The sequence below is a fragment of the Peteryoungia aggregata LMG 23059 genome (genome assembly GCF_030814435.1).
GTDB classification, from domain to species: domain Bacteria; phylum Pseudomonadota; class Alphaproteobacteria; order Rhizobiales; family Rhizobiaceae; genus Allorhizobium; species Allorhizobium aggregatum.
On sequence record NZ_JAUSUW010000011.1, the window covers coordinates 103686 to 117220 of the forward strand.

At 62.4% G+C, this 13535-nt stretch carries 17 protein-coding genes; 8 read left to right on the plus strand and 9 right to left on the minus strand.

All coding sequences use genetic code 11. The features are described 5' to 3' along the window. Positions 1-3: 3 nt before the first annotated feature. On the minus strand, positions 4-2226 hold the full coding sequence (locus tag J2045_RS17845) for a methyl-accepting chemotaxis protein (RefSeq protein WP_307375231.1): 2223 nt from the start codon (positions 2224-2226) through the stop codon (positions 4-6). A gap of 341 nt (positions 2227-2567) precedes the next feature. Here J2045_RS17845 and J2045_RS17850 point away from each other — a divergent pair, with 341 nt between their 5' ends. Then, positions 2568-3338, plus strand: coding sequence for a L,D-transpeptidase (locus J2045_RS17850; RefSeq protein WP_307375387.1), 771 nt, complete (start codon positions 2568-2570; stop codon positions 3336-3338). Positions 3339-3495: 157 nt separating this feature from the next. Then, positions 3496-4203 (plus strand): L,D-transpeptidase, encoded by a 708-nt coding sequence (locus tag J2045_RS17855; RefSeq protein ID WP_307375234.1) that lies wholly within the window; start codon positions 3496-3498, stop codon positions 4201-4203. Positions 4204-4326: 123 nt separating this feature from the next. Here J2045_RS17855 and J2045_RS17860 read toward each other — a convergent pair whose 3' ends face one another. Both J2045_RS17860 and J2045_RS17865 read right to left on the minus strand, forming a co-directional pair. Further along, positions 4327-4731, minus strand: a complete 405-nt coding sequence (locus J2045_RS17860) for a host attachment family protein (RefSeq protein ID WP_307375237.1) — start codon at positions 4729-4731, stop codon at positions 4327-4329. A gap of 130 nt (positions 4732-4861) precedes the next feature. Then, entirely contained in the window at positions 4862-5329 is a 468-nt protein-coding gene (locus tag J2045_RS17865; protein WP_307375239.1) for a MarR family winged helix-turn-helix transcriptional regulator, read from the minus strand. A gap of 143 nt (positions 5330-5472) precedes the next feature. Here J2045_RS17865 and J2045_RS17870 point away from each other — a divergent pair, with 143 nt between their 5' ends. Next, complete coding sequence (locus J2045_RS17870; RefSeq protein WP_307375243.1) at positions 5473-5895, plus strand: organic hydroperoxide resistance protein; 423 nt, start codon at positions 5473-5475, stop codon at positions 5893-5895. Positions 5896-6038: 143 nt separating this feature from the next. Here the strand turns inward: J2045_RS17870 and J2045_RS17875 are convergent, their stop codons facing one another. Together J2045_RS17875 and J2045_RS17880 are read right to left on the minus strand one after the other, a co-directional pair. Beyond that, entirely contained in the window at positions 6039-6257 is a 219-nt protein-coding gene (locus J2045_RS17875; RefSeq protein ID WP_307375245.1) for a type 2 periplasmic-binding domain-containing protein, read from the minus strand. A 33-nt stretch (positions 6258-6290) separates the two neighbouring features. Further along, positions 6291-6515 carry a LysR substrate-binding domain-containing protein gene (locus J2045_RS17880; protein WP_307375247.1) on the minus strand — a complete coding sequence of 75 codons (225 nt, stop codon included), beginning with the start codon at positions 6513-6515 and terminating at the stop codon, positions 6291-6293. 293 nt (positions 6516-6808) lie between these two features. Between J2045_RS17880 and J2045_RS17885 the strand changes: the two genes are divergently transcribed. After that, complete coding sequence (locus J2045_RS17885) at positions 6809-7261, plus strand: (2Fe-2S)-binding protein (protein ID WP_307375249.1); 453 nt, start codon at positions 6809-6811, stop codon at positions 7259-7261. Positions 7262-7274: 13 nt separating this feature from the next. Then, entirely contained in the window at positions 7275-9434 is a 2160-nt protein-coding gene (locus J2045_RS17890; RefSeq protein ID WP_307375251.1) for a xanthine dehydrogenase family protein molybdopterin-binding subunit, read from the plus strand. Positions 9435-9508: 74 nt separating this feature from the next. On the opposite strand, the gene J2045_RS17895 is transcribed toward J2045_RS17890, so the two are convergent. Then, positions 9509-9955, minus strand: a complete 447-nt coding sequence (locus J2045_RS17895; protein ID WP_307375253.1) for a MarR family winged helix-turn-helix transcriptional regulator — start codon at positions 9953-9955, stop codon at positions 9509-9511. A 50-nt stretch (positions 9956-10005) separates the two neighbouring features. Between J2045_RS17895 and J2045_RS17900 the strand changes: the two genes are divergently transcribed. The 3 genes from J2045_RS17900 to J2045_RS17910 are packed head-to-tail and all read left to right on the plus strand — an operon-like array spanning position 10006 to position 12039. Then, positions 10006-10737 (plus strand): DUF899 domain-containing protein, encoded by a 732-nt coding sequence (locus tag J2045_RS17900; RefSeq protein ID WP_307375255.1) that lies wholly within the window; start codon positions 10006-10008, stop codon positions 10735-10737. Between the two features lie 13 nt (positions 10738-10750). Further along, entirely contained in the window at positions 10751-11239 is a 489-nt protein-coding gene (locus tag J2045_RS17905) for a DUF1579 domain-containing protein (protein WP_307375259.1), read from the plus strand. Between the two features lie 23 nt (positions 11240-11262). Further along, positions 11263-12039 (plus strand): VOC family protein, encoded by a 777-nt coding sequence (locus tag J2045_RS17910; protein WP_307375260.1) that lies wholly within the window; start codon positions 11263-11265, stop codon positions 12037-12039. Between the two features lie 134 nt (positions 12040-12173). Here J2045_RS17910 and J2045_RS17915 read toward each other — a convergent pair whose 3' ends face one another. The 3 genes from J2045_RS17915 to J2045_RS17925 form a co-directional block, all read right to left on the minus strand. After that, the gene (locus tag J2045_RS17915) at positions 12174-12401 is read right to left on the minus strand and encodes a hypothetical protein (protein ID WP_307375263.1); all 228 of its coding nucleotides are present in this window, start codon (positions 12399-12401) and stop codon (positions 12174-12176) included. A gap of 131 nt (positions 12402-12532) precedes the next feature. Then, complete coding sequence (gene rpsU / locus J2045_RS17920) at positions 12533-12775, minus strand: 30S ribosomal protein S21 (protein ID WP_307375267.1); 243 nt, start codon at positions 12773-12775, stop codon at positions 12533-12535. Positions 12776-13013: 238 nt separating this feature from the next. Next, positions 13014-13223 (minus strand): cold-shock protein, encoded by a 210-nt coding sequence (locus tag J2045_RS17925; RefSeq protein ID WP_298466534.1) that lies wholly within the window; start codon positions 13221-13223, stop codon positions 13014-13016. Positions 13224-13535 lie beyond the last annotated feature (312 nt).

The window sequence follows — 13535 nt, forward strand, 5'->3', positions numbered from 1 at the left end:
ATGTCAGGCCGCGTAGCGGGCGGCGACGCCCTCCTTATGCACCTTGAAGCGGGCGATCAGCGCCTTCAGATGCGCCGTCTCGTCCGCAAGGCGGGACGTGCTGGCGGCAGCTTCCTCGACCATGGCGGCGTTCTGCTGCGTCATCTGGTCCATCTGGTTGACGGCCATGTTGACCTCGGAAAGGCCGGTCGACTGCTCCTGGGCGGCGGTGGCGATCGAGGTGACCTGGCTGGCAATGCCGACGACCTTGACCTGGATCTCCCGCAGCGCCTGGCCGGTGGAGGTGACGAGCTTCACCCCGGTCTCCACCTCGTGCGACGACTTGGTGATCAGCGCCTTGATGTCCTTGGCGGCGGTCGCCGAACGTTGGGCGAGTTCACGGACTTCCTGGGCAACGACGGCAAAGCCCTTGCCCGCTTCACCGGCACGCGCGGCCTCGACCCCGGCATTCAGCGCCAGCAGGTTGGTCTGGAAGGCGATCTCGTCGATCACGTTGATGATCTGGGTGATCTCGTTCGAGGCCTGTTCGATCCGGCTCATCGCGGAGGTGGCGTCGCCCACCACGCTCGACGAGGCCTCGGCGAACTGCCGCGCCTCGGTCACCATGCGGCTCGAATCCTGCGCCCGCTCCGTCGAGGTCTTGACCGCAACCGTGATCTCCTCCAGCGCCGAAGATGTTTCCTCCAGCGAGGCAGCCTGGGTTTCGGTGCGCTTCGACAGGTCGTTCGACGCCTGACGGATTTCGTCCGCACCGCCATTGATCACGTCGGCGGACTGGCGCACCTCCTGCATCAGTGCGCGCAGCGTGCCCATGGTCTCGTTCATATTGGTCTGCAGTTCGGCAAACACGCCCTGATAGCGGCCATCCATGCTTTCCGTCAGGTCGCCCTGCGCCAGGGCCGAGATCACGCGCCGGGTCTCGGCGATACCCGTATCGACCGACTGAACCAGGGTGTTCACATTGGCGGCAAACCGATCGAGGTCCGGATTGTCGTAATGCTTGGTGATCCGGCGGGTGAAGTCGCCGGCGACCGCCGCATCCACCACGGTCGCGATGTTCGACTGCAGGTCGGTATTCTTTTCCTGCAGCGCCGCCTCCTGGGCCGCGAGATCGCGGATCTTGATGGCGTTCTGCTTGAATACGTCGACCGCCTTGGCCATCAGGCCGATCTCGCTTCTGTGGTCGAGGCCGGGGATTTCGGTCTCCAGCTTGTTGGCGGCGAGCGCACCCATGGCGCCAGTGATCTGACCGATCGGCTTGGTGATGCTGCGAGCGATGAAGAAGGCGATTGTCAGCGCTAGCATGATGCCCACGACACCGATGCTGACAGCCGTCGTGACGGAGCCGTCCATGGTTGCCGCGATCATCGGGCCAAGCGTGTCCTGCTCCTTCTTCAGTCCGAGCTTGAGGTCTTCCACCGCGCTGGTCACGGCGGGCCCGGCGACATCCATCGTTCCGGCAATCACGGCGTTGCGCTCGGTGATGACGCCATGCACCTTGCCAAAGGCTTCGACATAGCTGGCAACATCAGCAGTGATCGCCTTGAAGCGTTCGGTGCGCGAGGGATCGATGATCAGGGCGGCGACCTTGGTGGCCTCCTCCGAAACCCTGCCGGCGGAATCCATCGCGGCAGTGTAGTTGGCCTCGTTGTTGTCGAGAAGAAACTTGTTGGCGGCCAGGCGCAGGTTGGCCATCTGATACTGCATCCGGCTGGCGGCAAGAGCGGCTTCGGTATTGCCCGCGCCAGCAAAAGCCTCGCTGATTGCAGAGAGTTCTTCGGCTATTGCCGAGCCGAGAGGATTGAGCGTCTCCGTCACCAGAACAGCGCGCTGCGCCTGAAATTCGGAGACTTTTTTGAAGCCTTCTTCATAGGCCTCCACCTGGGCCAGGAAACCCTGGATCGACGTGCGCTCCTGATCGGTTTCGACCATGCCTGCCGTCGCCTCAATGGACTGCCGTGTGGTTGCGAGACGGCTCAGCACCTCCTGATGCAGCTCCTCGGTCTGGGATGCTCTGTACTTGAGAAACGACAGTCGAGCCTCGAGCATATTGGCCTGGATTCGACCGGACTCATTCGTCAGCCGCGCCGCACTCCGATACTCGCTGAAGTAGCCCGCATTGGTCAGGTTGGAGTGGATCGAGATCCCGGCGAATACTGTCAGGATCGACAGCACCAATCCGAAGCCGATGTATATTTTATTGCCTATATAAATGTTGTTCATCATTTTAATTCCCCTCTCGGAAGTATTGCCACGATGTATTTATGAGTTGAGCAATTTGATTTAAAGAAAGTTAACCAAAGTGTCCGGGGCGGAGGTCTGGTATTTCTAGGTTGAGTGAGAATTCGCGAATGAAATGAAGGACTAATCCAATGGTGACCCCAGAGGCGGCGAGTTCGAATCCAAAAATGATCGCGCTAACACGGCGTGATCAGGCGCTTCTTGCCATAAGCTTCGCGCCAGCCGCAGCTGACAGGGTGGCTGCAACGATGTCAGTGAATCGGTGCAGCATGTCCAAGTCTTCCCCGTCCGGCCCGGCCGCCACGGCCTTTCTCCTGTCGAAGCGCATGCTGTCGCTCGGGCTCGGGACGGCGCTTGTCGGCTCGCTTTCGGGCTGCATCCTGATGACCGACACCAGCCGCATGAACATCGATGTCTTCCAGGACGAGGTGGCGCCCGTCTGGTATGACCCGGCCCGCACGCCGCCGGCAGCCGATCAGGCCGCGCCGCAGAAGCGCAGCCTCTACCAGACGCAGTTTCATCAGACCTATGGCCTGCCGGTCTCCAATCCGCTGCACCGGACAATCTATGGCCTGATGGTCGACGAGGGTCACACCCTGCCGGCGATCCCGCTCGACCGGGTGCGTTCGGACATGCTGCGCCAGGAGGTTGATTATGCCTCGGCCGAAGCCCCGGGCACCATCGTCGTCGATACCAAGGCGCACTATCTCTATCTCGTCCAGGCGAACGGCAAGGCCATTCGCTATGGTGTCGGCCTCGGCCGCGACGGCTATGCCTGGTCGGGCAGGGGCGTCATCCAGCGCAAGGCGAAGTGGCCGCACTGGACCCCGACCGACGATATGGTCGAGAACAACCCCAACCTTAAGCCCGTCTCGGCCGCCCGCGGCGGTCTCGTGGCCGGTCTCAACAATCCCCTTGGCGCCCGCGCGCTCTACATCTACCAGAACGGCAAGGACACGCTTTACCGCGTCCACGGCACGCCGGACTGGCAGTCGGTCGGCAAGGCAACATCTTCGGGCTGCGTGCGCATGTTCAACCAGGATGTCATCGATCTCTTCGATCGCGTGCCCGACAACACCCCGATTGTTGTCATTTAGCGACACCCGTTTGCGACGGTGTGCCTCTCTCCAAAACGTGAAAGGGGGGCAGCGTTGCTTTAATTGAACCTTTCCTGTTTGCATCGCATCATCGCGGAACAAAGCGCACCTCCCAGCGTCTTCCTCCGCAGCATTGCCATAGGAAACCGATACATTCATGTCCTCTACACCGCATCTGACCCGCCGTTCGCTCCTGTCGCTGACAGGTCTCGGCGCGGCCTCCCTGCTTGCCAGCTGCACCACGTCCCGCCCGCTTCCGTCAGGCACCCGCCTCGAAGGCCCGGTCGTGCCGGCGGCCCCGACCGGCCGCACGCCTGAACTCGACGCCATGTATGGCGAAATCTATGACGGCGGCTTCGTCATCCCCGCCGTGCCCTACTGGAAGATCCCCGAGCGCTTCTATCGCCAGCAGGTCATCGATCCCACCGGCGAAGCCCCCGGCACGGTCGTCGTCGATACGCCTAGCCGCTTCCTCTATCTGGTCGAACCCGGCGGCACCGCCATGCGCTACGGTGTCGGTATCGGCCGTGATGGCTTTGCCTGGGGTGGCGCGGGCGTCATCCAGTGGCGGCAGAAATGGCCGAAGTGGACCCCGCCGGACGAGATGATCGCCCGCCAGCCAGAGCTTGAGAAATACTCCTCGCGCAATGGCGGCAAGCCCGGCGGCATCGACAACCCGCTCGGCGCGCGTGCGCTCTACATCTTCCAGAACGGTCAGGACACGCTCTACCGCCTGCACGGCAATCCGGAATGGAACTCGATCGGCAAGGCCGTCTCCTCGGGCTGCGTGCGCCTGATGAACCAGGACATCATCGACCTCTACGAACGCGTGCCGACCAAGGCGAAGATCATGGTCCGCCAGTAGTCAGAAGCGCCAGTCCGCTCTGCATCAAAGTTCAGGCCCCGTCAGCACTGACGGGGCCTGAACTGTTTTATCGTGCGCTTTGTTGGAAAGGGGCGGTCGAACTCTGCGGCCTGCAGATCCGGTTCAGGCGGCTTCAAGCGCCTTTTCGATATCCGCCACCGAATGCCCGGTCAGATCCTTGTCGAGCTCGCCGATCAGCACTGCCAAAAGTGCCTTGTGATAGCCCCTGCGCATTTCGCCGAGCATGCGCGGTGCCGCCACGATGACGAGGCTTGTGATCGTGCCATCCAGCACATGCCGGTTCAGCATCGCCGTCACGCCGCTGCCAAAGCCGTCTTCTTCCTGCTGGCTGTCGTCGGGATTGGCCGCGCTGCTCCTGTGACGGGCGCCGGAGGAGAGTTTCGAACTGTCGATCGCCTCGTCCGGCATGGCCCTGAGCTTGACATGCATGGCATCGCCCTCGTGCTGAAACAGGACGAGCTTTTCGCCATCGGCAACGGCAATGATTGTATTCTGTGGAAGCTGCATTTGAGATCTCCTCGGGCTGGCGCAAGGCCCCCTCGCCACCGGAAAAGGCGGCGGGCCAACGACTATGTTCCAAGTACAACCCGCCCGACCCCGATCGGTTCCCATCCGGGTCGGTTTGGCAGGCGACCTTTCAGCCTTCCTCGTCCGGTCCCTTGACGGAGTCGAGCTGCCGTTTCAGCCGTTTCAGGCTGTCGCGCAGGCTTTCGATCTCGGCAATTTCGCATCCGGTCTGGCTGCCGATGCCGCGCAGCACGCCGACGGCACGGGTCTTCAGCGCCCGGCCTTGCGCAGTCAGCGTGATGAACACCTGCCGCTCGTCGGCAGCGTCGCGGCGGCGTGAGACATAGCCGACCTGTTCGAGCCGTTTCAGAAGCGGCGACAGCGTGCCGGAATCGAGCCCGACCTTCTCGCCCAGCGCCTTCACCGCCACATCATCTTCCTCCCACAGCGCCATCATCACCACATATTGCGGATAGGTCAGGCCAAGTGGCGACAGAAGCGGCTTGTAGGCGCGCGTGAAGGCATGTGCGGCGCCATAAAGCGCAAAGCACAACTGCTTGTCGAGCCGCAGCTCCTTTTCGAGGTCGTGATCGGTCATGGTCTTTTAGAAACCCCGCAGGCGTCCTATCTGTTTCGACTGTGGCGAAATCTTCGCCACGATGCAATGCGCAAAAATAAATTGCGCGCAAATCAATTGTGCTCTATGTAGTGATCATCGCAACCGAAACAAGGAGAACACCCATGGCCATTCTTTACACAGCCCACGCCCATGCCACCGGTGGCCGCAGCGGCCAAGCCGTATCCGACAATGGCGTCCTGGATGTGACACTCACCACACCGAAGGAACTGGGTGGCGACGGTGCGACCGGCACCAATCCCGAACAGCTCTTCGCAGCCGGCTATTCCGCCTGCTTTCTCGGTGCGCTGAAATTCGTCGCCGGCAAGGAAAAGGTGACGATCCCGGCGGAAACCAAGATCCACACCGATGTCGGCATCGGCCCGCGCGCTGATGGCACCGGTTTTGAGATCGACGTGAAGATCTCGGCCGAAATCCCCGGCATGGACCGCGCTCTGGCCGAAAAGCTGGTCGCCGCCGCCCATATCGTCTGCCCCTACAGCCACGCCCTGCGCACCTCGACGGAAGTTCCGGTCTCGGTTCGCTGATCGCCTGATCCGATCCTCTCTGATCCACCGCCCGAAGGCCGGCCTCGTGCCGGCCTTCTTGCGTCTGAGATCAGCGGTCGATGGTCACTGAGAGTTCCTGTACCAGCCATGGCGTCAGCGGATCGCTGTCGTTGCGCCGGTGCCTAAAGGCGGAGACCGGGAAGCGCCGGATGCCGATCGGCGGTTCTGCCGTCACCAGGCCGAAGCCCTTGGCAAAAATCCTCTGCCACCCGCCTGGGAAGCGTCACGATCGCACCCGATTGCGCGACGGCCGCAAGCGCCGGCAGGAAGGAGGGCAGGCCGAGCACGATCCGCCGGCTCCGCCCGATCGCCTCCAGCGTTCGGTCGGCGATCCCGCTCATGTCGCCGCCCGGCGCGACCAGAACATGTTCGGCCTAGCAATAGGCGTCGAGTGTCATGACGGGCGCCTCGGGCAGGGCGGTGCTGAGCCCTGCCACCAGAAAACTCTCCTCGTAGAGCCGTCGGTTCGACAGCGTCTCCGGCGCATCCCAGAGAAAGCCGAGCGCCATATCGGCTCGCCCGTCTCCCAGCGCCTCGATTGCATCGCGCCGGGCAAGCGGCAGCACCGAGAGCCTGAGCTGTGGTGCAAGCTGCCGCACCCCACCCCCGCGGCAAAGCAGGCGGTGTCCGGCATACGGCACGTCTTTTTCGGCCAGCGTCCGGAAAGCTTGCCGGGCGTTTTCGATCTCCACATGAATAATTAACATTAGGAAACATAAATGTTTCAGGTCGGCTGTCGTCTTGTGTACCGTCGGGCATGAACGGCGGCCTCCGGTGCCGGGGGTGCCGCAATGATGCCGATCGATGAACACTTCGTGCACTACAAGGCACTTTACTTATATCCCATAACCGTCAACGTGCGCGACACATACAATTTCCAGCGGAGGTCTCAATGACATTTTCCATCCAACTCAACAGTCGTGCCTACACCGTGGATGTCGATGGCGACACGCCGCTGCTCTGGGTCATCCGGGATGTGCTCGGCATGACGGGAACCAAGTTCGGCTGCGGTCAGGCGCTGTGCGGCGCCTGCACCGTGCATGTCGACGGCGTCGCCACGCGCTCCTGCGTCACGACCATCGACAGCATCGGCGAGAGCCAGATCACCACCATTGAAGCGCTCGACACGCTGACCCATGGCAAGGCCCTGCAGGAGGCCTGGATAGAGCTTGATGTTCCGCAATGTGGATACTGTCAGTCGGGCCAGCTGATGTCTGCAGCGGCCCTTTTGACCGACACGCCCAAGCCGACCGATGACGACATCGATGCTGCCATGTCCGGCAATGTCTGTCGGTGCGGAACCTATCAGCGCATCCGCGCTGCCATCAAACTTGCCAGCGCTTGAAGGAGGGCTCACCATGTCGAACCATGTTTCCGGCCCAGACCTGAGCCGCCGCCGTTTTCTCCAGGCAAGCGCCATCATTGGCGGTGGCCTCGTCGTCAACCTCTCCCTGGGCTCCGCCTTCTCGGCATTGGCCGCGACGGATTTCGCCCCGAACGCCTTCATCCGCATCGACACCAAGGGGCTCGTGACGCTGGTCCTGCCGCAGGTCGAAATGGGCCAGGGCATCTATACCGCCCAGGCCATGCTGCTCGCCGAAGAGCTCGATGTCGCGCTCGACAAGGTGGTGCTTGAACACGCACCGGCCAATGCCGCGCTTTACGGCAACCCGCTGATCGGCAGCCAGCTGACCGGCGGTTCCACCTCGATCCGCGCCTTCTGGACCCCGTTGCGGACCGCCGGCGCCACCGCCCGCACCCTGCTGGTCCAGGCCGCCGCCAGCGAGTGGAAGGTCGATGCCGCAACGCTGACCACCAAAGACGGCGCCGTGCTTGATGCCGCCGGCAAGACGCTTGCCTATGGCGATCTGGTCGATCTCGCCGCAACGCTCCCCGTTCCTGCGCCTGAAGCCGTCCTGCTCAAGCAGCCGGACCAGTTCAAGCTGCTCGGCAAGGCCACCAAGCGGCTCGATACGCCAGCCAAGGTCAACGGCACGCAGAAATACGGCATCGATGCCATGCCGGAAGGCGTGAAGATCGCAGCCATCGCCATCTCCCCCGTGCTGGGTGGCAAGCCGAAGACGGTCGATCGTGATGCCGCACTCGCCGTCAAGGGCGTGCGCCAGGTCGTGCTGACGGCAAGTGCCGTCGCCGTGGTTGCCGATCACACGGGGGCGGCCAAGAAAGGCCTCGAAGCCGCCGCCATCGAATGGGAGGACGGCCCGAACGCCGCAGTCTCCAGCGCCGCGATCATCAAGCATCTCGAGGAGGAATCCCAGAAGCCTGGCGCTGTCGCCCGCAATGACGGTGATGTCGAACAGGCACTGGCGTCTGCTGCCACCCGCCTTGAAGCGGTCTACCAGCTGCCCTTCCTCGCCCATACCACCATGGAGCCGATGAACTGCACCCTGCATGTCCGCAAGGATGGCTGCGACATGTGGGTCGGCACCCAGGTCGTTGGGTCTGCGCAGGCCGCAGCGGCAAGCCTGACCGGGCTTTCGCCGGACACGATCAAGATCCACAACCACATCATCGGCGGCGGTTTCGGCCGACGCCTTGAGGTCGATGGCATCATGCATGCCGTCGAGGTTGCCATGCAGGTCGAAGGACCGGTCAAGGTGATCTGGAGCCGCGAGGAAGACATCCAGCACGGCTATTATCGCCCCTATTACTACGACCGTCTCTCGGCCGGTCTTGATGCTCAGGGCAAGCCGGTCGCCTGGACGCATCGTGTCTCCGGCTCCTCGATCTTTGCCCGCATCGCGCCGCCGGTCATGGCGAGCGGCGTTGATCCCGATGGTGTCGACGGCGCAAAGGAAACGCCCTACGCATTCCCGAACATGCGCGTCGAATTCCGCCAGGTCGAGCCGCAGGGCGTCATGACCAGCTGGTGGCGCGGCGTCGGCCCGTCGCACAATGTCTTCGTGGTCGAAAGCTTCATCGACGAACTGGCCGCCATCGCCAAGGTCGATCCGGTGGAGTACCGCAAGGGGCTCCTGACAGAGAACCCGCGCGCCCTGAAAGTGCTTGAACTCGTTGCCGAAAAGGCCGGCTGGGGCACGCCGCTCGGTGAGAGACAAGGCCGCGGCGTCTCGGTCCAGTTCGCCTTCGGCAGCTATCTCGCCATGGTTCTGGAGGCCACGGTCGCGGATGACGGCACGGTCAAGGTCAACAGGATCGTCGCGGCTGTTGACTGCGGCATGACGGTGAACCCGGATACGGTCGTAGCCCAGACGGAGGGCGGCGCGCTCTACGGCCTGACCGCCGGCCTCTACGGCGCGATCACCTTTGCCGATGGTCGGGTCGAGCAGAGCAACTTCGACAACTATCTGCCGCTGCGCATCGACGAGGCGCCGCATGTCGAAACCCATCTCGTCGCCAGCGCAGAAGCGCCCGGCGGCATGGGCGAAGCGGCCACCTCTGCGGTCTTCCCGGCGCTCACCAACGCCATCTTCGCCGCCACCGGACACCGCATCCGCACCCTGCCGGTCAATGCGGAAGATCTGAAAAAGGCCTAAGCACTCAAAACAGGAAGGGGCGGTTCAGCTTGAACCGCCCCTTCCGCACGATTGCCTTGATCCTCTGACGCAGATCAGACGCTCACCTCGATCAGGCCCCGCCGCAGCAGATGCGGATCGCTTTCCATTCCCGCCTCGATCATGCCATGCAGTTCCTTCCAGATCGGGACCGCGCCCAAGAGAGCATCGGCACCCTCCGCTGTCAGCCGCAGCCGCTTGCCGCGTTTATCCTTCGTATCAGGCTCGATCGCCACCCAGCCGCGCGCCGCAAGCGGCTTCAGCGCCGCCGTCAACGTGGTGCGATCCATGGCCAGAAGTCTGGCAACAGGGCCCATCGGCGGTGGCTCCGGGCGGTTCAGCGCCATCATCAGGGAAAATTGCTGATTGGTGAGGCCCGCCGGTTTCAGGGCGGCATCGAAGCGCCGGGCCAGTGCCCGTGCGGCGCGCTGCGTATGCAGGCAAAGGCACGTGTCGCGCACATGAATGGTCGTCGAATAGGGAATCACTGGGTTCATTGACATGCACTATATATGTTGATATCAACCTAAAAATCAAGAGGAGGGCCATCATCATGCAGAATTCTGTTGTGTCCCGCGAGGAGTGGCTGGAGGCCCGCAAGGCCTTGCTGACAAAGGAAAAGGAACTGACCCGCGCCCGTGACCGGGTCAATGCCGAACGCTTGGCGCTGCCCTGGGCGAAGGTCGACAGGGACTATGTCTTCGACACCCCGACCGGCCGCAAAAGCCTTGCCGATCTCTTTGACGGCCGCAGCCAGCTGATGATCAACCATTTCATGTTCGGACCCGACTGGGATGCCGGTTGCCCCGGCTGCTCCTTCTTCGCCGATCATATCGATGGCATGCTGCCGCACCTGAACAACCACGATGTCACCTTCGTCACCGTCTCCCGTGCGCCGCTCGACAGGATCGAGGCCTACAAGATCAGGATGAACTGGCATTTCCCCTGGGTCTCGTCCTTTGGCAGCGATTTCAACTTCGACTTCCATGTCTCCTTCACCAAGGAGAAGCTCGCGTCCGGCGCGGTCACCTACAATTTCCGGGAGACGCCGAGCGAAAAGGCACATGATGAGCTGCCCGGCCTCTCGGCCTTCTATCGCAACGAAGAGGGCGAGATCTTCCACACCTATTCGCAATATGCCCGTGGCGGCGAAGAGGCGCTGGGAACCCTGATGATCCTCGACCATGCACCGCTTGGCCGCAACGAGACGGGCACGCTGAGCTTCGTCAAGCGCAAGGACGAATATGTGCAAAAGCCCGCTGACAAGGCCAGCTGCTGCCACTGAGGGAGGACGCCTTATGGAATTTCCCAAACCCACCGAGCACCATCGCGTGCTCGACCGCCTCGTCGGCGACTGGCTTTATGTCACCTCCACCGGCCATGAGGCTTACGATCCCGAAGACCCGCTGAAGCGCTGGACCGAAAAGGTCCGCTCCATCGGCGGCCTCTGGGTCGTCGCCGAAGGGGAGGGCGGCATGGGCGAGGGGGTAAGCGCCACCATGATCATGACGCTCGGTTATGATCCCCGCCTCGGCCATTATGTCGGCAGCTGGATCGGTTCGATGATGGACAAGTTCTGGATCTACAAGGGCTGGCTGGAGGATGACGGCCAGACACTCATCCTCGAGGCCGAAGGCCCGAGCATGCAGGACCCTGAACGCACCGAGCTTTATCGCGATGTCATCCACTTCATCGATGATGACACCAGAACCTTTTCCGGCAGCGTCCGACAGCCGGACGGCAGCTTCAAGACCTTCATGACAAGCGAATCAAAACGCATCGGCTGATTTCAAAAGGGAGAGACTTTTCCATGCATGGCTCATTTCTCTGGCATGAATTGATGACGCCCGACCCCGCTGCCGCGAAGGGCTTTTATGGCGCGCTTCTGGGCTGGGAACCGACCGATATGGACGGTCCGGGCTTCACTTACACAACCTTCGCTGTCCCGGGCTTTCCCTCCGGCGTGTCAGGCATGATGGCGCTCACCCCCGACATGGCAGCCCAGGGCATCCCGCCAAGCTGGACCGGCTATATCCAGGTCGATGACGTCGACAGGACGGCCGGCGAATATGAGGCGAACGGTGGCGCCATCCACAAAGCCCCCGAAGACATCCCCGGCATCGGTCGATTCGCCGTGGTCGCCGATCCGCAGGGGGCCGTGGTCTGCCTCATGACCCCGCAGATGCCCGATGGCGAGACCGGCAGCTGGCCGACCCCGGGCAGCGTGGGCACCGTCGGCTGGAACGAGCTGATGGCCGGAGACTGGGAGAAAGTCTGGGATTTCTACGCCGCCCGCTTCGGCTGGGAAAAGGACATGGCCGTCGACATGGATGCCATGGGCATCTACCAGACCTTCAAGCTGGGCGACCAGAGCATTGGCGGCATGATGACCAAGATGCCGGAGATGCCCATGCCCTATTGGGGCTTCTACTTCATCGTGCCGGGCATTGATGCAGCCGTCGAGAAGCTGAAATCGCTCGGCGGACAGCTGCTTATGGAGCCGCATCAGGTTCCCGGCGGTTCCTGGGTCGCCGCCTGCCTGGATCCGCAAGGCGCGTTTTTCAACCTGACGGCGGGCACGCGTTGAAGAGGGGCTGAAGGTGGCCGGGCCGCAGTGCCTGATGGCAATCTCCCAACCTGTGGGGGAGATGTCGGCCTAGCCGACAGAGGGGGCGAACCGGGTGAAGCGTGGACAGCGAAACTGAACGATCGCGACGCGCCTCAGCCGCGCTTTACGGCCTTCTTGACGACGCGCTTCTTGGGCGCCGGCGCATTGTCGGCTTCCAGCGCCTCGCGCTGCAGGCGCAGCGCCTTCAGGGCTTCGGTCTTGCGTTCGCGGGCAACGGCTTCGGCCTCGATCAGCGACCGGGCAACGCTGTCTGTGGTTGCGGCCTTGTCCTGCGGGGAAACCTTCTCGGGCTTGAAGAAAGCGTCTTTGGTGGCGGTCATGTCCGGGTCCTTCCTGCAGCCTGGCTGCCTGTCTCGGCATGTCGTGTCTTTGCCCGTGTCGCGCTATGCGCTGCGCCGTCCTGGCGGGGCGGGCGGGTCCGCGCGCCCTGGAGCGCACGGACAGGGTCGTATTAGCGAGCGCCCCGAACGGCAGCCTTCTTCGGCGCCGGCAGCAGGCCTTCGCGCTGCAGCTTCTTGCGGGCAAGCTTGCGCTGGCGGCGAACGGCTTCAGCCTTTTCGCGCACGCGCTTTTCCGAGGGCTTTTCAAAGGCGCTGCGGGCCTTCATTTCGCGGAAGAGACCTTCGCGCTGCATCTTCTTCTTGAGCACGCGGAGTGCCTGGTCGACATTGTTGTCACGAACGAGAACTTGCACGGTCGTTTCCTTTCCGGGCGACAATGCCCGCTTGATTTCGAGTTTCGAAGGAGGGGATACGACAGGCTAACGCGCCATGCCCCGGCGAAGATCCCGACAAAATCGGGCAAAGACGTGGACCGTGCCTGGCGGCATCGATCGCAGGATAAACAAAAAAGGCCGGGCGGAACCCGACCTTCCCTCGCCACTCAGCCCCTCTGCCGGTACATCCGTGGTCAGAAGGGCGAGCGACAGATCCTTAAGCGGCGCGCAGGTTGTCGGCCGAGCTCTTGCCCGAACGCTTGTCCTGAACGATGTCGTAGCCGATCTTCTGGCCTTCGACGAGGTCACGCATGCCAGCGCGCTGAACTGCGGAGATGTGGACAAACACGTCGGCAGAGCCTTCATCCGGCTGGATGAAGCCGAAACCCTTGGTGCTGTTGAACCACTTTACGGTACCTGTGCTCATAACGATTTCCTTTCAATCGTTGGGCTTGCCGGAGAGACATTCGACCGGCGGTATATCGACGTTGAAGGAAATCTGGCGTGCGCCGGAGGCGCGTAGACAAAGTCGCTCGCAATCTTCGATGGCGGCAATATAGTGGGTGTGAGCGCCCATGACAAGCAAAAATGGCCATTTGCCACCCCGTGGGTGGCAATTCCCGGTGTATGAAGTTCGAAAATGCCCGGGAAAACAGGGTTTTGGTGATGTCGCCAGCCTCCCTGTGCTGGTGGAGGCAGGCCCCGCCGAACGGGGTTTATTCGTATTTTCTTATCCAAA

Coding starts and splice junctions, on each gene's coding strand:
- J2045_RS17845 (WP_307375231.1), bottom strand. CDS start 2,226: ATGATGAACAACATTTATATAGGCAATAAAATATACATCGGCTTCGGA.
- J2045_RS17850 (WP_307375387.1), top strand. CDS start 2,568: ATGCTGTCGCTCGGGCTCGGGACGGCGCTTGTCGGCTCGCTTTCGGGC.
- J2045_RS17855 (WP_307375234.1), top strand. CDS start 3,496: ATGTCCTCTACACCGCATCTGACCCGCCGTTCGCTCCTGTCGCTGACA.
- J2045_RS17860 (WP_307375237.1), bottom strand. CDS start 4,731: ATGCAGCTTCCACAGAATACAATCATTGCCGTTGCCGATGGCGAAAAG.
- J2045_RS17865 (WP_307375239.1), bottom strand. CDS start 5,329: ATGACCGATCACGACCTCGAAAAGGAGCTGCGGCTCGACAAGCAGTTG.
- J2045_RS17870 (WP_307375243.1), top strand. CDS start 5,473: ATGGCCATTCTTTACACAGCCCACGCCCATGCCACCGGTGGCCGCAGC.
- J2045_RS17875 (WP_307375245.1), bottom strand. CDS start 6,257: ATGAGCGGGATCGCCGACCGAACGCTGGAGGCGATCGGGCGGAGCCGG.
- J2045_RS17885 (WP_307375249.1), top strand. CDS start 6,809: ATGACATTTTCCATCCAACTCAACAGTCGTGCCTACACCGTGGATGTC.
- J2045_RS17890 (WP_307375251.1), top strand. CDS start 7,275: ATGTCGAACCATGTTTCCGGCCCAGACCTGAGCCGCCGCCGTTTTCTC.
- J2045_RS17895 (WP_307375253.1), bottom strand. CDS start 9,955: ATGTCAATGAACCCAGTGATTCCCTATTCGACGACCATTCATGTGCGC.
- J2045_RS17900 (WP_307375255.1), top strand. CDS start 10,006: ATGCAGAATTCTGTTGTGTCCCGCGAGGAGTGGCTGGAGGCCCGCAAG.
- J2045_RS17905 (WP_307375259.1), top strand. CDS start 10,751: ATGGAATTTCCCAAACCCACCGAGCACCATCGCGTGCTCGACCGCCTC.
- J2045_RS17910 (WP_307375260.1), top strand. CDS start 11,263: ATGCATGGCTCATTTCTCTGGCATGAATTGATGACGCCCGACCCCGCT.
- J2045_RS17915 (WP_307375263.1), bottom strand. CDS start 12,401: ATGACCGCCACCAAAGACGCTTTCTTCAAGCCCGAGAAGGTTTCCCCG.
- J2045_RS17925 (WP_298466534.1), bottom strand. CDS start 13,223: ATGAGCACAGGTACCGTAAAGTGGTTCAACAGCACCAAGGGTTTCGGC.